This window comes from Chloroflexota bacterium (assembly GCA_020161265.1).
Taxonomy (GTDB): Bacteria; Chloroflexota; Chloroflexia; order Chloroflexales; family Herpetosiphonaceae; genus Herpetosiphon.
The window spans coordinates 348,266-368,894 of record JAIUOC010000001.1; the positions used below are offsets into that span (position 1 = coordinate 348,266).

Consider the following 20,629-nt stretch of genomic DNA (forward strand, 5'->3'; position numbering starts at 1 on the left):
CGATTCCTTGGATGTACCCCTCCTGCGGTTGGCGGATATGGCAGGATTTGCTGCGGTGCTGGCCACCAATGACGATGCCCAAACCTATGTCGATGGGTTACGGGATGCCTGGGAGCGACCACAATGCGTGTGTTAGCCACCCTGGCCCCGATACGGCTCCCTTGATTTACTATACGGAGGGGCATGCGCAGTATTTACCAACGCTGCGGGTTATTATGGGGCAGATTGCTCCCGATCAGATCCATGCGATCACCTCGGTGTTAACGCTCACCGAAACGCTGATGAAACCGCTGCTGCAGCAGCAGATGGCCCTCGTGCACCAGTATCGCCTCCTCTTTTATCAAACTGCGGCGCTGACGATGGTGCCGATTACGGCTCCGATTGCTGAGTTGGCGGCCACGCTCCGGGCGCAGTATGGGCTGTGGACTCCGGATGCGTTACAACTCGCGACGGCGATTGATGCGGTCTGTGATGCCTTTTTAACCAATGATTTTGCCTTGCAGCGGGTTACTGAGATACCAGTACTGGTGGTCGATGCCTTGGCAAAATCGGCTCCTTAACCGCCGTTCGGTTCACCGCATGCGGTCTGGTTTGCCCCTTAAAGGCATGGTAAGGATGACGACCACGGGTCGCATCGGCGAACGATGCAGCACGACCGCCATGGGGTTGCGCATACAATCTGGTGTATGCGGTTGTTTTGTATCAGCGGTAATCGAGCAAGACGACTTGACAATCGGCCTTGGCCTCAGCGATAATCAGGCCCAGCCTCTGAGAGATTTGTAGAGTGATCGTTCTCAGAGTAGAAGAGGAAGTATCCATGACAACCCGTGTCTGGCGGCGGTTTACTGCTGTCTTAACCTTGTGTTCACTGTTCGCCAATCTCCTGCCGCGTGCTGATGTCGCCGTGGCCCGAATCATTGACCCGATTGAATCACCCCCTATCGCAGCCCGACCGGTTGCCCAATCAGCGGGGACGGTGTTGTTTTTAACAGGTTCTGCCGCCTCGGCAGCCGATGATGCGATTGCCGCGCGTTTGGCGACAACCTACACGGTCGTGCGCAAAAACCACGATCAAGAAACACTCGCCGATGCCGATGGCAAAGCCTTGATTTATATCTCGGCCACCGTCGATTCAGGAAAAATTGGCGCGACCTTTGCGAACACGCCCGTGCCCATGGTGGTCAATGAGCATGCGGTGTATGATGATTTAGGCATGACGGGGACGGCAAATGGCCCCGATTATGGCTATGACAGTAGCCCTAGCACGACCCAACTGGTCTTGACTGATCCGCTGCATCCCTTGGCGGCTGGCTTAAGTTCGCCCGTGACGGTGTTTGCGACGGCGCATAAACTGCCGTTTGGCCGTGGGAGCACTGCTTCCGCACCAATTGCCACAGTTGCTGGGTGGACGACCCGCCATATGTATTTTGCCTATGATACCGGCGCAGCGATGGTGACCGGAATCGCTCCAGCCCGCCGAGTTGGCTTTTTCCTTGATCCAACGGCGGCCGTCGATTTAACCATGGATGGCTGGACCTTGTTTGATACGGCGGTCGCCTGGGCGGCTGGTTCGGGCACGCCTGCGCCAACGCCTACCCCAACCAGCATTCCCGCCACGGCTACCGCCAGCCCTACCGCCACGACTGGTCCTCCAACCAGAACGGCGACGGCAGTGCCATCAGCCACGCCCACGACATCCCCCTCAGCCACCTCAATTGTTCCAACTACCGTCCCCTCGGCTACGCCTACCGCCACACTTCCGAGTGCAACCGCTACCAATGCAGCGCCAACCACGATCCCATCACAAGGCCATGGTGGCCCGGTGGTGCTGATTGTGGGCAGTACTCCCGCCGTCGGTTCCGCCGATGCGCGGATTGTGCAGCAACTCACGAGTCTGGGCTACAGCGTGACCACGGTCGTCCAAAGTGCTGCCAGCAGCAGTAGCGCCAATGGCCAACGCTTAGTGCTAATTTCCTCAACGGTCAGTTCGAGCACGATTGGCAACGCCTTCCGCGATGTCGCGGTTCCGGTTATGCTCTGGGAAAATGGCCTGTACGATAGTGAGATGGGCATGACCAGCACAACCTTGGGCACGGATTATGGCACAACCGCCAGCCAAGCCACCTTGACCATTCAAAGCCCGAGCCATCCCATGGCGGCAGGGTTGAGTGGCAGCGTCAGTGTGATGAGTGCTGGCCGCGCTATGCCCTATGGCAGCCCTAATGCGAATGCGGTGCGGATTGCCGGAACCTCCAGCACCACGACCAAAGCCGTGATTTTTGGCTATGACCAAGGCGCCGTCATGGTGAGTGCGACGGCTCCTGCGCGGCGGGTTGGCTTCTTTTTCAATGATGATACCCCGCTGGTCGCAACCGCCGACGGCTGGGCCTTATTTGATGCCGCCGTGTTATGGGCGGTGAGCACCAGCGTTCCCGCCACGGCCACGCCGATCAGCAGCGCAACGCCGGTGGTGACGGCCACGCCCGCTGCCACGGCCACGCCGAGTGCAACCAGCACCCCATTACCAGCCGCGATCACCCCGATTGCGTGGGATCCATTCCCCATCGCGAGTGCATCACCCACCCCAGTCGTGCCACGGGTATCGATGAATCAGTGTGTTGATGCCGATGAACCCAATAACAGCCAAGCCCACGCAACTGAATTGCGTTTGGGTACCACCATCACGCAGGCCTTTTGCGAACGCGATGATGTGGATTGGCTTGCGTTTCAGGGGGTCGCTGGTGGGGCCTATACGATCAATACCACCAACCTCTATCCAGGCGTGGATACGGTGCTTGCGGTCTACGATGCCCAAGGAACCCTGTTAGCCGAAAACGATGATGCAGAATCACCGGAGTATCTGCATAGTATTTCCTTCTCGTGGGGATCACAGGTGAGTGTGGTTGTCCCCAACGATGGAACCTATTTTCTCCGGATTAGCTCGTTTCCAACCCGCCAGCAACCAGCCGGATTTTACTACCAAGTTAATCTTTCTCATGGAAATACGGTCTGTGCGACCACCGAAACCGCCAATAATAGTGCTCCCCAAGCCGAAGTGCTGACGCTGGGCATGCCTGCGCGACGGTCGTTTTGTCGGGGTGATGAAGATTGGTACACGGTCAATGGGACAGCGGGAACATGGTATAGCCTTGCCCTCAGCGACCTGAGTGTTGACTATACCACCGATGTTCGGGTGTATCGCGGTGATGCCCAAACGCTGCTCCATCCTACCACCACGATGACGGCGCTATCTCGCACCCCACGCCTGACCTTTCTGGCGGTTGCGGATGAACCACTCTATATTCAGCTGCGCCGAACCGATCCAACGCGCGCAGCCATGCCCTACTATACCCTCACCATCGCCGGTAATGCCTGCCGTGATGCGGGGATGCCGCTTGATGACAGCGTTGGCGAGGCCCAACTGCTGCACCAGGCCGAGCTTGCGGGAGCCTTCTGTGCCCATGCCAATGACCGTTACGATTGGTATCGGTTGGCGGTTCAGGCGGGAACGGAATATCGCTTACTGTTGACATCCGATCATCCCGATGCCAGCGGCATGGGCATCAGTTTTCGCGATCAGTATAATCAGCCTATCCCCGATCCTGCCTCACCACCCCAGTATTTAAGTGATCGGCTTGGTGGTCTCACGTGGGCGGTGTGGACACCGAGCAGCAGCGGCGAGGTCTATGTGCGGGCAACGAGTCCGAAAGCGGGCGCAGAGATGCAGTATCGCTTACGCATGGTGCGCGTTGATCCGTGTGCTGATGAGGCCAATAACTCGGCTGTAACCGCGACAACCGCAACCGTTGGATTAAGCGCGATGGCGACGCTCTGTACCGCTACCCCTGATTTCGACGAGGATTGGTATCAGTTCACGCCAACCACGGCGATAACCTATCACCTGCAACTGCATCAGGCGACGGATTTTGCGATCACTGAGATCGAGTTGTATGCGGGAGCAACCTTGCTGGCCAGCGGTGAGCAGGTAGTGCATCCATTAAGCGCCAATCAAACCTACCATATTCGGGTTAAGACCGGGCTGAATGATCCGGTTGTCCGCTATCAGCTGGGCATTGCAGCGTGTCCCTATGTGTGCAATACCCCCAGTGAGCCAAATAATGATCTGGCCCATGCAACCGTGATGCAGGTTGATCAGCCCTATCATGGCAATTTCAGTAGCGAGCTTGATCACGATTATCTCCGGTTTCAGGGCGAAGCGACGGCCTTGTATCGGGTCACGATTTTTGGGCAAGCAACCGGAACCTATCCGTTCATTGATATTCTTGGCAATGACCGTGCGATGAGCCTTGGTGCCGCGCATGGGGGCATTCAAGAATACATCTTTCATGCCAAGACGACGGGGTGGTACACCCTGCATGTCTCCATGCTCGGCAATATCCAAACCTTCAGTTCCGACTGGCGGTATAGTGTGCTGGTGGAGCGCATTCAAGCCCCATTGGCGGAGCCGATTCGTACCCAAGCCACCGCTCCGTTGTTGACGGCGAATCAATGGTATACCCGCACCACGGTGAATGGTCAGGATTGGTTCCGCATTCAAACGCTGCCGCATCAGAGTTATCAACTGGTGATTCGGCATGCGAAAATCTACGATACGGTAGAATTTTTCGATGCACAATACCCCAGTACGACACGTTTTATTTCACCCACGGTACGCTATGAAACCAACACCATTAGCCAAACCTTTGATCTCCGTTCGATTGCCTTACGTGATGGGCGGTATCGTGATGGCTATGTAGTCCACCTCACCAATGATTTCTCTGGCATTGATACCTATGAAGTGGCATTAATCGCCACCCAAGAACTTTTCTCGCTCCAACCAGATGACGTGGACGAAGCCTATGGATTTGCGACCGACGATGATCGAGAAGTATTAAGGCTCGTCAATCAAGAACGACTGAAGTATGGGCTTGCTCCGTTCAAGTATGATGATCGGTTACGGAAAGCAGCCTATACACAAGTCCAAGATATGACAGAGAATCAATTCCTTGGGCATCAGGGCAGTGATGGCAGTTGGCCTCATGATCGCGCCTTACGCTTTAACTATGAAAATGGCTTAAATGGATATGCGGGCGAGTTAGGGTATGGTGGGGGAAGCTTTTATTATGGACCACAGCAAGCGGTTACTGCATGGATGTCCAGTAAGCTCCATCGTCATGGCATCTTGCATCGGTTTGCTCGTGATGTAGGCCCATCCCTTGGTAGTTATCGGGGTGCATTAGTCATCGGGTATCAAGAGCATAACTATCCTATTTTTATTAATACCGAGGCACTCACGACGACCAGTCGTGATGTCCATGTGTTATTCAGCCCCCCTATTCTTGGGTCACCCATTCTGGAGCCTGGCTGGAGTGTAGCGCTTGGGCATAGTCCGATCTTTACCCCCACATGGATTCCCTATACCGTGACGCTCGGAACCATGTATCCTGATCAACATGATCAAGATATGAGTACCGAATGGACGTTTACCCGTCCCATCTCCATCCCATGGACACTCCCCGCAGGCCCAGGCGAACAGCGGGTGTTTGCGATGTATCGGTCGCCAGAAGGGGTGATCTCGGTCAGTAGCGATAGTATTATCGTCGTCCCACCGACCGTTGCTGACCCAACCCAACCGGCGCTGCCGCCGGCCTTGCTCTCGTATGACCGCATCGAGCAGAATGGCTCCAGTGCACAAAATATTCCCTTGCTACTCCCGACCGGACCAATGCAGCCTATGGATTGGTCACTGCGGGTGCAAAGCGCCTTGGCCGATCTCGGTCGCGAGCAGCAAGGGTCGTTGGCAGGCGCTGGGGTTGCCGTGCCCGAATATGCCGTGCTGCGGCTTCCTGACCTGACTCCCAGCGACCCCGCTGATGATAGTTATGCGCTGCTCTGGCATGGTCGCCTCTGGCGGTTGGTGCATGACTGGACGCTGGGCGAGACCACCTATCAGCTTGATCGCCAAAGCGCCCAAAGCAGCGATCTTGATGGCTGGGATCTGCGGATCACCCGCCAGAGCGGCGCAAGCCACGGCGTGGATGGCGGCTGGTATTGGGTGATGACGGATCAGCAAGGCCGGAGTTGGCAGTTTGGCGCAAGTGCCACGAGTGCGTGGCGCATGCGGGATGCCGCTGGGAATGCCCACCACTGGCGCTGGAATCTTGACCATGTGACGGATTTGCTCGGCAATCGCCAACAATGGACCTATGCCACCGAGACCGCGACCCATGCGGGGGCGGTGTACGACCGAGCGGGCTATCCATTAAGCGTGGCATGGGGCGGTAACCCACAGCATGGGATTGCGCCAACTGCCGACGTGGTGTTCCACTACGAGCCACGAACAGCTGGGGGCATGGGCAGCGATCAGCGGCCTGCTGACCTGTTTTATACCAGTCAACGGTTGGCCATGCTCGAAGCACGCGTTGCGGGGACGGTCGCGCGGCAGTATCGCTTTGGCTATACCAGTGTGGTCGATGGGAATCGTAGCCGCTTGTTGCTCGCAACGATCACGGAGCATCCGCTCGGTGCGACGGCGGCCCGCACGACGCTGGCCTTTACCTACACCCCACCTGAGGTCGCTGGGGAAGGGTATCACCTGCGCACGATCAGCCTGAATGGCGCAACTCAAACCGCCTATCGCTATCAGCGCATGGAGAGTCGCAATCCGGCCTATCTGGTGCAGCAAGAATTACATACCCCCACTGCCGAGGAATTGGCGTGGTTCTTCCCATCAGTCGCAGCACGCGGTGCGAGCGCTGCGGCGGCAGAACCGTCGTGTTTCACCGGGGAAGAACTCGGCTTAAATCCGACCTTGGTCGAGCTTGGATATACGCTCAATGGAGCCTTATCACTATTTAGCGGTATTTTACCCCAATCGCTGGGTGAGACCTCACAAACCATTGAGCGGATGCGCCGCGATTGTCTTGGCAACGTTGATTTTGAGAAATATCATCCCGAATCGCCCTATCAAGGAACCGAATATAAGAGTGGCTGTACGCCGGGGGGGGGATCGCAACAACGCCAACGCGCCATGGCCGCCACGACCGACTATTGTCACAAAACCGTGCGCAATTTCCAAGCCCGCATGCTGCCCTCAGGCGTTGAGCGCTTGGAAGTCCCGGCGGCGTTTGACGATGTACGGGCCGAGTTGCGGGCCGGAGCCTATGAATTCCGCCAAACCGGCTATATCTACAATGCCAATGGTCAGCCGATCTATACCGATGCCTTTGGGGTGATGGACGATCCCACCGATGATTTGTATATCCAGCGCTCGTATGACGATCCGCAGTTTCCTGATCTGGTGACGGCGGAAGCGACCTATGACCATACCAATACCCTGCGTGCCAAAACGACCTATGCCTACGTTCCTGGGACACGACTGGTGGCGGCAACCGGACGCTGGCTGCTCGAAGAACAGCGGATTCTGACCACAACCTTGACGTATGATCCGCAAGGCCGCGTGCGCAGTACGACCAACCCGCTCGGCGAAACCACCACCTATGGTTATAATGCCTTAGGGCTGACCACCGCGATCACGAATCCCCTCGGCGTGGTTGCGACCATGACCTACAACCCGCTTGGTCAACTGATTGCCCAAACCGATGGGCTGGGCGCAACGACCCACTCGGTCTACGATCCGATCACGGGCCAGCTGCGCATGACGATCGATGCCCTCGGAGCCACTACGATCTATACCTATACCGCCACGGGACTCAAACAGCAGGAGCAGAATCCGCTGGGTGGGGTCACCACCTATGGCTATACCGCGCTCGGTCAAACGGCGGCGATCACCAATGCTCTGGGGATGGTGACAAGCTATGCCTATGATGGGGTTGGGCGCTTGGTCAGTACGACCACGCCCGCCGGAACCAGCACCACCGTCTACGATGGAGCGACGGGACAACCGAGCCAGCACATCGATCCCCTGGGCGTGGTGGCGGCGACGACGGCTACCGATGGCGCAGGCAAACCGATTACCAGCACGGATGCGACCGGGGCGACCAATACCACTGATTATGATGGCTATGATCGGGTGGTGGCGGAAACCGATGCGACCGGAGCCACGACCCGCTATCGCTATGATCTGTTTGGCAATCGAATTGCCACAACCAGCGCACTAAGCGCGACGACCTATCAGCAGTTTGATAGTCTCCAGCGCCTACGGGTGATGACCGATACCCTGAGCGCGGTCACCACCTATACCTATGATGATGCTGGCCGCACGATTGCGGTCACCGATGCGCGAGGCGCAACCACCCGCACGCAGTATGATGCAGCAGGTCGGGTGATTGCCAGCACCGATGCCTTGTCGCACACCACATACACGACCCGTGATGCCGTGGGCCGCGCGATTCGGGTGACCGATCCGTTGGGCTTTGCGACCGTCACCCGCTATGATCGCATGGGGCGGGTGGTCGCGACCACCAATCCCCTGAGTCATACCACGACCTATCAGCATGATGCCATGGGCAATACCGTGGTGATTACCAATCCGCGTGGCTTGGTCAGTCGCACGAACTACAATGTGCTGGGGCAGCGAATTGCCGAGATCAATCCCCTCGGACAGGTGACCAGCTATCAGTATGATGCGATGGGACGACTGGCGACGGTCACCGATACCCTTGGGCTAGTCACGCAGACCCAGTATGATGCCGTGGGCCGAACTGTGGGAACCAGCACATCGATGGGCTTCAGCACGGCGACCGCCTATGATGTGCGCGGAACCCCCAGCCTGATCACCGATACGCTGGGCATTACGACGACGACGGCAGTCGATCAGCTGGGCCGCACGACGGCGGTGACCACCGCTGGCCAATTCGCCACCCAGACACGCTATGATGCGGTCGGGAACGTGAACCAGTCCATCGATGCCAATGGGGTGGTCACGGGCTATCGCCATGATGCCGCTGGCCGTGTGACGGCGGTGATTGAGCATGAACAGCCGGGGCAGCCATCCACCACGACCACCAATGTGACCACCCTGATTGGCTACGATGCGGTGGGCAATACGATCGCGATTACCGATGCCAACGGTCATGTCCGCACGACCCAGTACACCCTGCTGAACCAGCCAGCACAGATCTGCGACGGCCTCCAGCGCTGTACCACGATCACCTATACCGCGCGGGGTGAGCGGGCAACCGTGACGGATCCACGAGGAGTCGTCACCACCTATACCTATGATCCTGCTGGACGCGTCGTGACGATCACCTATTCCGATGGCACGCCAGCAGTCAACTATGGCTACAATCCGACCAACTCGGTGATCGCGATGGTGGATGGCAGTGGCCTGACCACCTATACCTATGATGCCCTCGAACGGATGACGACGCGCAGTCAGAATGGCGTGACGATTACGACCACGATTGCGCCCGATGAGCGCAGCGTCACCACTGACTATTGGGGGACGGGCAGCGTCGCGGCCACGCGTGACCCCATGGGCCGGACGACGACGATAAGTGTATGGAATGCGCCCACAACCCACTATACCTATCGGGGGGCGACGACGGCGGTCACCGCGATGGATCGACCAGCGCTCGGGCAGCAGATCACCCACAGCTATCGAGCTGATGGGGCGCTGCTCCAGATTCGCTATGGCCCCAATACCGACCTGACCTATACCCGTGATTCGGTGGGCTTGCCCACGATGCTGGCCGAAACGCTGAATGGGCAGGCGCTGACCACCCAGCTGGCCTATGATGCACGCCAGCGCGTGGTCGCGGTCACCCAAACCAGCGATCTGGCGAGTGTGCCAGCGATCAGCCAGCACTATACCCTCGATGCTGTTGGCAACCGCCTGCACGATGGAGCATCGGCCACCACCCATACCTACGATGCGGCAGATCAGGTGCAGGCCTTCACCTATGATCAGGCAGGCAATCTGCTTGATGATGGCCAGACCAGCTATACCTATGATGGAGCCAATCGGCTGCGCCAAACCCAGAGCGCTACGATGACCGTGGCCTATGGCTATAACGGCTGGGGCACGCTGGTCACCGAAACGATCACCCATGGCCTTGCGGTCACTCACACGCTGTTCCTCTGGGATGAAACAAGCGATTTACCCCGCTTGATCGGCACGCAAGCCTCCAATGGAGTTGAAACCCAGTATGCCTATGGCCCTGAGGGCGTGCATGCGGTGCGCGAGCGGCAGCACACGGCCCCGTGGCTGGTGGCCTATACCCAACTCGATGCCCAAGGCACGATTCGCGCCTTAATCACCCCAGCGGGCGTGGAGCAGCAACGCACCCATTTCAGCATCTGGGGCACGATCCGCAGCCAAACCGGCATGAGCAGCAATCGCTTGGGCTATACTGGCGAGTTGATGGGACACGATGGCACGGTCTACCTCCGTGCACGCCAGTACCTGCCAACGATGGGGCGCTTTCTCCAACAAGATGGTTTTGCGGGTATTCCGACCAGCCCGCAATCGCTGCATAAATATACCTATGCGCACAATAGTCCGGCGTGGCATACCGACCCCAGCGGCAACGTCATTCCATTGCTTTTGGCGGCGTGGACGGCTGTTGAAATCACCCTCTCGGTGTATGATGCGTTTACGACGATGAATACGCTACTCGATCCGTGTGTCAGTGGCTGGGAAAAGGCTTCAACAGTAGGCCTTTGGGTCGCCGGTATGTTTCTACCGGGTGGTGGCTACGCCAGTGGTGGGAAGGCGGCCAAACGCGCCATTGTTAGCAACCTTGATCAGGTTGATACTGCCCTGTATCGGTTCAATGGCTATACCGACGATGTGATCGACAGTGGGAAAGCGGTGACCCATGTCGATGATGCCACGCAGGTAGCCCATCAGGCGGATACGGTCGCGAGCCAAAGTGATGAGTTAATCAAAGTCACCGATAATCTTCCGTGTGTGCCGGGCAATAGCTTTGTCGCGGGCACGTTGGTCGAGAGCAGTCATGGCCTCGTGCCGATTGAAACCTTGGTGGTGGGTGATACGGTCTGGGCGATCGATCCCCAAACTAACCAGGCTGGGTACTACCCGATTACCTGGACGACGGCGCATACTGCTACCTTGGTGATTGAACTAACCGTCCAGCCGCTCACCGATACACTGGGGCTGGCGCAGGAACAGATTCAGGCCACCGACCATCACCCGTTCTGGGTCTATGGGCGCGGCTGGATCGATGCGGGCAAACTGCGAGTTGGTGATCGGTTGTTGGGCGATGCGGGCTATACCATCACCGTGGTGGATGTGGGTGTGGAGTTGCAGCCCGTCATGGTCTACAACTTCACCGTGGCTACGCTCCATACCTACACCATTGGCCATGCTGGGATTCTCGTTCATAATATTGACTGTGATCAAGCTTTTCAAAACGAGCTTTTTGCATATGCTGAAGAGGTTGTTCAAAGTGGGGATTTACAAGGTTTAGCACCAAATCAGAGCAAAACAATAGCCATTTTTCGCTTTCCTGGTGATAAGAAGATTTATAAAGCAATCAGTGGTGCACGTGGCAAAGGTAGCAACGTCTTGCCTAAGAGTATACGAAATAAGCTGCGTGACACGTACAAAAAAAATGGAGGTGGCCATCGTCGAGAGTGGAATTGTGCAGAAATACACTGTATTAGTGATGCCTTAGGCGCAAGGGCAGAATTAAATCCCAACATAATAGATATCGGCACCGCAGACTTCGAGCAACTTCAGTCGTTGTTAGTCAATGCTGAATTTACGACAATGAATATCAGGAAGACATCAAGTGGTTATATAGGGGATCTTATCCATCCTTGTGTGATCAATGCAAATGATCCAAAAGGCACTATAGGATGTGATCATGTGCTCAAGACCCTCGGTATTCGTGGTGGTGAAAGAACATGGGATGGACCATGGGAAAAGAATCTCCCATAATGAACATGATCGATTCGCTTGACTGACACCGGTTTGAGGATTCGTGATACCCATCATCAACGTAGTGGTGGATATCACGAATCCTTTCACAATGAAAGGCTTTCTATGGTTGATGATCTTGACCACATTCCATGGCATCTGATTGGCCATGCCTATGGGTATGCTACCGATACGCCAGTGCATCTGCGCAACCTGACGCATCCCGATCCGATGGTGATTCAACAAGCACATGCAGCGCTCGCAATCTCGATTGTGCATCAAGAATGGGTGAGTGATGCAGCGATTGCCGCGTTTCCCTATCTTCTGCACCTCCTCTTGACCTATCCGGGGCCAACCCGCTCGTATGTTTCGGCCTTAGTTCAGGAGATTCTTGAAGGGATTGTTCCACCCATTCCCGCACTCAATCGCTATCATGCATGGGATCAGCTTGATGCTGATAATGATGATGAATGGGAGCATGACGATGAATCGGATGAAGCCATGCGTGATGACGGGTGGGATGCGGATCACGCGGAAGCACAGGTCTATCCATTAGCCCTAGCGGCGTTGCCAAGCATCATGCCATGGCTCCATGATCCCGATCCGGATCTGGTGCATAGCACCCTGCTGATTGTGGCGTGTTGCTTAGCCAAGGATGGCACACACTGGCCATCCATTCAAATCTATGCGGATGCCGAATCACGGCCCACCTTCCGCGCTGCCTACCCCTATTTGGCATGGTGCAGTGGCCATCCTGCTGCGCTCGCATGGCTGGACAAGACAGCGACCCAAGCTGGAGACCCGCTGGTTCGCTTCACGGCAACCTCCGTGCTGGCCCGTTGGGCAACGTCAATGCCGGACGATCACTATCAATGGTTCATTGAGACAATCCTGGGGCATGACGCAGCCTTTATTGCTGATTATGAGCGGGTACCGATGACCAATCATTATTGGCTTGATTGTGGCAGCGTGTTGTATGCGCGATCGTTTGCTGAGCGTGCGCCCGTTGCGTCCGCATGGCTAGCATCCCTGCGTGGCGAAACGAGACCGCTGTGTGATGATGATTACCTCGCCTTGTTACTCTTGGCCTTTGGCGTTGTCCACTATGCGCCACCGCTTGACCGCATGGATCTCCATGATGATGTCATGCGATGGATAGCCCACAAAGCCTTTGCAACGGAGAAAGGGGAGGATTATCGCCCCCTGCGGATCTTGCGCAATTTTGGCCTTCCGTGGACACCTGCCGCCATAAATGGCTTTTTACGACTGCCGAACGCCGAGCATCCAGGGTTCGGCGCGGAGTAAGCGAGCCGATCCGTGCTGGTTTGGGCTGCATTGTAGAGAGAAAAGAAGGTAAAAATGCATTCATTTCAAGGGCCGACTTGCCCACAGTGTCAGTTTTATGCGCCTGCGACGATCCGGGTGGAGCGCATGGTTGACCGTCCTCATCCTCCAAAAACAACAGGCATTGCTTCAATTCCTCGCGCACATCGCTTGGATATATTGACATAATAAATCTCGATTCAATGCCTCTCGTTTGAAGCGGCACTGATTCCGCGACCAGAGGGCAGAGGTGTCATTCTGGCCTATACCCAACTGGATGCCCAAGGCACGATTCGCGCCTTAATCACCCCAGCGGGCGTGGAGCAGCAACGCACCTATTTCAGTATTTGGGGCACGATCCGCCGCCAAACCGGCATGAGCAGCAATCGCTTGGGCTATACCGGCGAGTTAATGGGCCATGATGGCACGGTCTACCTCCGTGCACGCCAGTACCTGCCAACGATGGGGCGCTTTCTCCAACAAGATGGTTTTGCGGGTATTCCGACCAGCCCGCAATCGCTGCATAAATATACCTATGCCCACAATAGTCCGGCGTGGCATACCGACCCCAGTGGTAATCTTGTCCCGTTGCTCGTGGGTGCTGCGTGGCTTGTGGGTGCTGCCTGGGGAGTGGTTGAAACCGGGTTTGCAATTATGATAACTACACGACCGTTGATACCCTGCTTGATCCCTGCGTGAGTGGGTGGGAGAAAGTTGCAACGGGAGCGCTCTGGATTGTGGGCATCTTTCTGCCGGGTGGCGGGTATGCCAGCGGTGGCAAGGCGGTTGTTAACCAACTCGATCATGTTGATGAGGTGGCCGATGCCCTCTATCATGTGGATGAATTCATTGATGCTAGCGATGAATTGGCTGCTGCGGGCAAGGCACTGGATAACACCGCAGATACGGTAGATGACGCTGCCGATGTGGCCCATAGCGTTGAGCAGGTCGATGATGCCGATGCCCTATTGCAAGTTTCACGTAATGAAGTACATTTAGATGCTAATTCTTTGATGCGGGGGCTAGAGGCTGGCGAATTAGAGGCTTTGGAAGCAGCGTTAGATGGACGTTCGCCAGTAATTTCGATTAGAGCTGCAAAAGAATTTCTTAAAAAAGGGGATGTTAATGTATTACGTGAGTTTTTAACAAAACATGGTGGAAGAATTGGTAAGGCTGCTACGGCAGCAGATGTACAGAATCTTCAACATCAAGCTAAGGTTCTTGGTAGAGTACTTCATGACAAGGATGGTTGGGTTGTTGGGTCTGCTTTCCAAGAAAATCTTCCACTTATCACTCAGGATAAGAGACTACGAAAATACCTTAAAGCGGTTGGATTACCAGTAGAAGGATTTTAATCATGGGTGCTTTCAATGAACTTATTTGTACCATACCCTGTCAGGTTTGTGGATCGATAAGCACCTTTGTGCTTCAATTTACCTATGGCGATGTATGGCTGTATCGCTATCATCTCCAAGAGCCATTGCGCTGGGGAGGTAATGATGAGGGTAAGCCTGGCAAAGCCCATGTGGTAGCCATGGCAATATCGAATGAATGCCCTATATGTCATACCGATGACATGGATTATGTTATTCATCTTTATCATGATATCCTCTCATCCGTTGAGCCTGATAGGGGTCAATATCAATGGACGCATGATGGATATTTTCTTGTGCTTGTCCCATAGCCAATCCAAGGAATAGAAAGCCTAACGAACGGGTGATCAATACTGATCGCCCGTTCGTGCATTAATGACGTTCCCTGTGTGGCCAATACGCTCGTTGAGAGTAGTCATGGGCTGGTGCCGATTGAAACCCTGGTGGTGGGCGGTACCGTCTGGGCGATCGATCCCCAAACTCATCAGGCTGGCTATTACCCGATTACATGGACAACCGCCCATACCGCCACGTTGATCATTGACCTAACTGTCCAGCCGCTCACCGATACGCTGGGGCTTGCGCAGGAACAAATTCAGGCGACCGACCATCACCCGTTCTGGGTCTATGGACGCGGCTGGATCGATGCGGGCAAATTGCGGGTTGGTGATCGGTTGTTGGGCGATGCGGGCTATACCATCACCGTCGTCAATGTAGACGTGGACGTGCAGCCGGTCATGGTCTACAACTTCACCGTAGCTACCCTCCATACCTATACCATTGGCAGTGCGGGGATTCTCGTTCATAATACGGACTGTGATGAAGCTGTCTCATACTATCGGATCCAAGGTGGTGATGATTTAAGACAACGAAGTTTTTATCGTATTACGGTCGATGAAGACGGGATAGTACGATTTGCAAGAAAGAATATCAATATTAGTAGAGGTAACCTCGATCATGCAAAATATTTTCTTTTCAATAGACGTGCGGGAGGCCAAATATATGAATTCAAAATACCTAAGTGGTTAGACGAATTACTTTTAGAGTCAAGTATTCCACAAAGCTTCTATAATCAAAATGTTAAAAATCAAGGAGGTTTAGCACCAAAAATAGTTGATCCAACCAAACCTGGGCAATCATTTGAGATTCCTCCGATCTGGGCTGAATGGTTTGAAGAAAATATTGTTCCTGGATCACTCAAAATAATCGAATAGGTTTCAAATGAGGTATGAAACAAGATCTCCATTAATTTAGATACACTAAATGGAGATCTTGTTTCATACACTTAAATTAATTAACTGTGTGTTTTTTATTTTCAAGCGACCAACCATAACTAATCCAATCACAGCCATCAATAATCCAGTAACAATCTGCTATGGGAATTAAGGGCATAAAATCACCATATACCCCTGTCCATGTGGCCGGAATAAAGGTTTCATACTCGATCGGTTCGGAATAGTGAGAAACGAAATGATGTGTATCGGCATTAATATAAAAACATGGTTCAAACATGAATAAATCCCACGATGTGGTTGGTGGAATAAAGCGTTGCATGGCGATCTGAAGCTGAGTGATGGAGACATGATACGGTTGCATCCAACGATACAAACGGTCTATATCATCTGTATTAAGGAGCATTCCTCGTTCCTGATCAGATTCGTGGTACGGTAAACTCGTCTCCAGAGGTTGTTGTAATAAACTCGCGAGGATATGCGATGGGTAAAACCAAAGGTCTTTATCACAAACAAACCATGTCACCTGCTGATGATACACAAAGGCCGTGATAACCGCTGTTCCCACATCTAAATTGTTTATAAGATTTGTTATTGTGTCCATGAGAGATCCTTGTCATTAGGGTTAAAATCGCGATTCAACCGATAATCAAGCACCAGCTATTGTAGCTAATAGAGTCTCGTCGGAAACTGTGCCACATTGACCTGGGCATGCAGCAGCGCTTGCACACATAGCGCGTCAAATGAACCCTTTATGACCACGACGGATACGCATTTTTGCCCATTGTACTAGTCAATTCTGGCTACGCATCGTTCTACGAAACTGAGTGAATGCCCACGCTCTTCCGCGTTTTTGGTGCAGCCAAGGCTGCGGCTGAATCCTATGGTACACGCGATGAATGATGACGAATGCTGTGCTATTTCCCCACATCGTCGGCAGCCCCCTATCCTCTATCATGACCTCCAAATTCACGCGCGTTCTGATGCTGGGAGGTCATCGATGGTTACGGATCACTGGTTTGCCGCCCGCCGCACCTTGTACGAATTGCTCCATGGCCCCCCGACTGGTCGAATCGCCAGTTTGCCACCGCGCTCAACGCCTCCACCGATTGGGTAATCAATCGGATGGATTGTGATGTGCGATTGGTCAGTAATAAGCGCGTCGCCGATTTTCCATCGCCCTTCCAATGCTTGTTGCTCAATCTCGGCATTCAGGTTGATGTGTGTCCACCCCATCGCCCCGACTTAAAGCCGTTCGTGGAGCGGTTTCATAAAAACTACGCATCGGCTCTTGGGTGGGATGATGCCGTTTGAGCAGATGGTTGAGGCATTGTGTGGCCTGGCTGCGCAGGAAATCAAACGGCTCAACCAACGCCAGCAGCGCCGCCGATGATGAGGGTGATCCGACCGATGATGTACCTGATCAGCACACGAGTTTCCGGTCGTCCCAGACACGGTTGTTAAGCTCTGCGTCTGCATTCTTAAAATCTCCTCAAAAAAGATATCCCTGAATAGCCTGGCACGAGTGTACATGAAAACGGGATAGAGAGCAATTCCAGTATCTTGTACGATGATGGACTGTGATTAAATTTTATTAATTATAAGTTCCGATTTGTATAGCAAATCAGCCCTTTATGCCCTGAAAATCGCCACCTGATCCATTCATTCCAGTATCTTGCTCGATGGTGGAATACCGCAACGGCCAAGATTGATTTGTTACGTAATCAATCTTGGCCGTTGGTTTTTGTTGTGAGCATTCAAACCCCTGTCGTTCGGGGCGCTGGTTCTAACACTAGGTTCCAAATATGCCGGCAAATTGTGTAAGTGCATTTCAAACCCCTGCCGTTCGGGGCGCTGGTTCTAACACTAGGTTCCAAATATGCCGGCAAATTGTGTAAGTGCATTTCAAACCCCTGCCGTTCGGGGCGCTGGTTCTGACACTCCAGTGTGTCCACTTTTTATACTGAGCCTGCTCACTGGTGGCCCAGCGTGCTATTGACATGAGAAGGATCGATACTCATGTCCAGTCTATCAAGCGTGTCAAGTGGCTCGTTACACCAACTCGCGGCCACGCAGATCGAATTTTTCCTCTTCCTCGTTACTCCAACGATTGCCTAAAATGAGTGGAGCATACCTTTTACGCCTCAAATTACGCCTCAAATCTGCATTCGCGCACGAAGGATGGTTGAAAACCCACCGATTTTGCGCAATTTTTGAAATTCGTTTGCATTGTTGAAATGTTAGGGCATGCGTATTCGTCTTTAAATGTAATTCTTCTGAGCTGGATGTAAGGATTGTGTATGGTGGTTGACTCAGTGCCTCTGGCCGAGGCTGCCGTGCGAGAATGCTTGGCCGCGTGGTTTGACCAATATAACCTCGCGATCTTTCGCTACCTCGTGCGCCTGATCGGCGATGAAGACCATGCGGCTGATTTGCTGCAAGAAACCTTTACCAAGGCGCTTGTTGCCCTTCGCACCCAAGCCTTGCCAAATAACCCCTATGCTTGGCTCTGCCGCATTGCGGGAAATCTGGTGATTGATATGCTGCGACGCAAACGCCGCTGGCGCTGGCTGCCATTTCAGACCAGTACACCTTCGCATGAACACGCGATTGCAACCGCCCAAGATGTGCGCGATTGCTTGGTTCGACTCAACCAGCGTGAAGCAGAACTCTTAGTGATGGTGCATTGTATTGGCCTTAGTCCCAGCGAAATCGCCGAGTTGCTCAGTGAAAATGTCTCAACCGTGCGGGTACGCCTGCATCGTGCTCGCCATCGCTTCCGCGACCTGTATGCAGGGGAGAGTGAATTGTGAATTGTGCTGAGATTAACATTATTTTAGAGCAGGATATGGATGTGGCACAAGCGGATGCCGCTGCTTTTGAGCAGCATCTCGCAACGTGCCAGCAGTGTAATGCGTTCCTGAACCAACTGGAGGCCCAAACCGAGCAATCGTTTGCCCTGCTTGCTCAGAGCGACGCTCGCCCACCAATCACAACTGTCACCGCAATTTACGGCCAAATCATGGGCCAAACCCAGCAACCCCGGTTCTGGCAAACTCGCGCAGTTTGGTTGCTCCAACTCGCAGCAATTGCCGTGCTTTTGGCATGGGTCGGTATTGACGCACCCAATCGGATTCAAATCAAGCACCATTCAACGATTGCTCAGCTTCCAACAACACCAACGAGCGTATCGCCTGCTGTTGCTGAAGGACAAGCCACATCAACCTTGAGCGTCGCTGAGCCGAGCGCGACAAGCTTGCCCATTGCATCAACAACCAGCCAACCAGCGGTTACTCCAACCCAATCGAGCCAATCAACAATGGTCGCCGAGCCATTGCCCAGCCCAATCCCAGTCGTGCCAACCAGTATTCAGGTTCAACCAACAACCGTGCCAACTAATCCGCCGACGGTTCCAGTGGCCACCGCCATTCCAGTCCCAACCGATAGTCCAGTGTCTTCGCCGGAAGCGACTAATCAGCTTCCATCGGCCACGGCTATGCCCGCATTGAGCGCCGTACCAACCGAAGCACCGGCTCCGACTAAGGAAACTGACCCAACACGCGTGCCACCAAGCAGCCCTGTGCCAACAACTGGCTCGCAGCCGACAGCAAGCGCGACCCAAGGATTCCCAACCATGCCGCCTATTGCAACCACGGTTCCAAGCCAAGGCCCGACCGAAACCGTGATTCTAGGCTCGTCAACGCCAACGGAACCTTCGCTACCGCCGCTGACAGCGATTGGCACCGTAGGACCGACCGCGACTTCAACCCCAACACCGACCAGTGTTGCGCCAACACCAACCGACAGCTTGCCACCAATGCCGCCGCCAACGAGTACGCCGTCGTTACCAACAGCAACACCATAACTTTATTGGTATTAGGAGGAAGAACAATGCACAGCACACGTTTCATCAATCGTCCATGGCTTCGTGTATGGCTAATCATGGCGATTGTCGGTTTTAGTGGGGCATTTATGCTTACTCCAGGAGTTCGCGCCACCAGTGAATCTAACCCATTCACGCCGCTTAATTGCCCACCAGGTGAAACCGAAGAGCTGATTGAGCCAACTTTGCTGACGCTCTCCCCAACCAATCCACTGCCAGGCGAATCGGTGCACGTCACCGGTTATGGCGGCTACATTCGTTGCAGTGGAGGGTTGTATAACGAATCGGCACGCGCATTCGCCTTAACCCTCGATGGCGCGGTTGTAGCCCAACTTGGTTGCTATGCCAATCGCTGCCAAACGACATTCGTCGTACCAACTACCACCAATCCTGGCAGCTACCACGTTTCAACCGATGGTGGCTCGCAGCTACGGATCGATGTGCAAGATGAACGGCTAACCTTCTTGCCAGCAGTAATTAATGGTTTCGCAACCAGTGAGGACTTCATGCCACCAGTCGTCGGCCTTGGTGGTTGCCCTGCCAACGAAACCGCAACCCTAATTCCGCCCAGCTTAGCCAGCTTGAATCCAACCAGCATTGCGCCTGGTGGCTCGGTGCAAGTCGTTGGCTCTGGTGGCTATATGCATTGCAGTGGTGGGCTGTATAACGAATCGGCACGCGCATTCGCCTTAACCCTCGATGGCGCGGTTGTGGCTCAACTTGGCTGCTATGCCAATCGCTGCCAAACGACATTCGTCGTACCAACTACCACCAGTCCCGGCAGCTACCACGTTTCAACCGATGGTGGCTCGCAATTGACATTGATCGTGCAATAAGAACGCAGCCTCGATTGGGGTAAATGCAAGACCACATCAATCACACATAGTGGCGGGCTATGACGGATGCCCATACCATGATGCAGCTCGCTGAGCTGCATCACTGGTGTTTTTGGATTCTGATAGAAATCAGTAAA

Annotated in this window: 11 protein-coding genes; 10 read left to right on the plus strand and 1 reads right to left on the minus strand. The window is 54.3% G+C overall.

Going from position 1 to position 20,629, the window contains the following annotated elements; translation table 11 throughout:
- Positions 1–68 precede the first annotated feature (68 nt).
- The 7 genes from LCH85_01295 (at position 69) to LCH85_01325 (ending at position 15,755) form a co-directional block, all read left to right on the plus strand.
- A complete protein-coding gene (locus LCH85_01295) occupies positions 69–560 on the plus strand; it encodes a PIN domain-containing protein (GenBank protein MCA0350605.1) in 492 nt (163 codons plus the stop codon).
- A gap of 257 nt (positions 561–817) precedes the next feature.
- A complete protein-coding gene (locus tag LCH85_01300) occupies positions 818–11,866 on the plus strand; it encodes a CAP domain-containing protein (protein MCA0350606.1) in 11,049 nt (3,682 codons plus the stop codon).
- 105 nt (positions 11,867–11,971) lie between these two features.
- A complete protein-coding gene (locus LCH85_01305; GenBank protein MCA0350607.1) occupies positions 11,972–13,150 on the plus strand; it encodes a hypothetical protein in 1,179 nt (392 codons plus the stop codon).
- A gap of 336 nt (positions 13,151–13,486) precedes the next feature.
- On the plus strand, positions 13,487–13,867 hold the full coding sequence (locus LCH85_01310) for an RHS repeat-associated core domain-containing protein (GenBank protein ID MCA0350608.1): 381 nt from the start codon (positions 13,487–13,489) through the stop codon (positions 13,865–13,867).
- Between the two features lie 38 nt (positions 13,868–13,905).
- A complete protein-coding gene (locus tag LCH85_01315) occupies positions 13,906–14,523 on the plus strand; it encodes a hypothetical protein (GenBank protein MCA0350609.1) in 618 nt (205 codons plus the stop codon).
- Between the two features lie 2 nt (positions 14,524–14,525).
- The gene (locus LCH85_01320) at positions 14,526–14,852 is read left to right on the plus strand and encodes a hypothetical protein (GenBank protein ID MCA0350610.1); all 327 of its coding nucleotides are present in this window, start codon (positions 14,526–14,528) and stop codon (positions 14,850–14,852) included.
- Between the two features lie 78 nt (positions 14,853–14,930).
- Positions 14,931–15,755 (plus strand): HINT domain-containing protein, encoded by an 825-nt coding sequence (locus LCH85_01325; GenBank protein ID MCA0350611.1) that lies wholly within the window; start codon positions 14,931–14,933, stop codon positions 15,753–15,755.
- 76 nt (positions 15,756–15,831) lie between these two features.
- Here the strand turns inward: LCH85_01325 and LCH85_01330 are convergent, their stop codons facing one another.
- Positions 15,832–16,377, minus strand: a complete 546-nt coding sequence (locus LCH85_01330) for a hypothetical protein (protein MCA0350612.1) — start codon at positions 16,375–16,377, stop codon at positions 15,832–15,834.
- Between the two features lie 1,696 nt (positions 16,378–18,073).
- Between LCH85_01330 and LCH85_01335 the strand changes: the two genes are divergently transcribed.
- Genes LCH85_01335 through LCH85_01345 form a run of 3 tightly spaced genes read left to right on the plus strand, consistent with a single transcriptional unit; the run spans position 18,074 to position 20,492 of the window.
- Entirely contained in the window at positions 18,074–18,586 is a 513-nt protein-coding gene (locus tag LCH85_01335) for an RNA polymerase sigma factor (GenBank protein ID MCA0350613.1), read from the plus strand.
- On the plus strand, positions 18,583–19,638 hold the full coding sequence (locus LCH85_01340; protein MCA0350614.1) for a hypothetical protein: 1,056 nt from the start codon (positions 18,583–18,585) through the stop codon (positions 19,636–19,638). Before LCH85_01335 ends, LCH85_01340 begins: the two co-directional genes overlap by 4 nt.
- 26 nt (positions 19,639–19,664) lie before the next feature.
- A complete protein-coding gene (locus LCH85_01345) occupies positions 19,665–20,492 on the plus strand; it encodes a hypothetical protein (GenBank protein ID MCA0350615.1) in 828 nt (275 codons plus the stop codon).
- The last annotated feature ends 137 nt before the right edge of the window (positions 20,493–20,629 follow it).

What these genes read in the sequence shown, in the direction of transcription:
- LCH85_01295 (MCA0350605.1), top strand. Translation starts at nt 69, where the DNA reads ATGACGATGCCCAAACCTATGTCGATGGGTTACGGGATGCCTGGGAGC.
- LCH85_01300 (MCA0350606.1), top strand. Translation starts at nt 818, where the DNA reads ATGACAACCCGTGTCTGGCGGCGGTTTACTGCTGTCTTAACCTTGTGT.
- LCH85_01305 (MCA0350607.1), top strand. Translation starts at nt 11,972, where the DNA reads ATGGTTGATGATCTTGACCACATTCCATGGCATCTGATTGGCCATGCC.
- LCH85_01320 (MCA0350610.1), top strand. Translation starts at nt 14,526, where the DNA reads ATGGGTGCTTTCAATGAACTTATTTGTACCATACCCTGTCAGGTTTGT.
- LCH85_01330 (MCA0350612.1), bottom strand. Translation starts at nt 16,377, where the DNA reads ATGGACACAATAACAAATCTTATAAACAATTTAGATGTGGGAACAGCG.
- LCH85_01335 (MCA0350613.1), top strand. Translation starts at nt 18,074, where the DNA reads ATGGTGGTTGACTCAGTGCCTCTGGCCGAGGCTGCCGTGCGAGAATGC.
- LCH85_01345 (MCA0350615.1), top strand. Translation starts at nt 19,665, where the DNA reads ATGCACAGCACACGTTTCATCAATCGTCCATGGCTTCGTGTATGGCTA.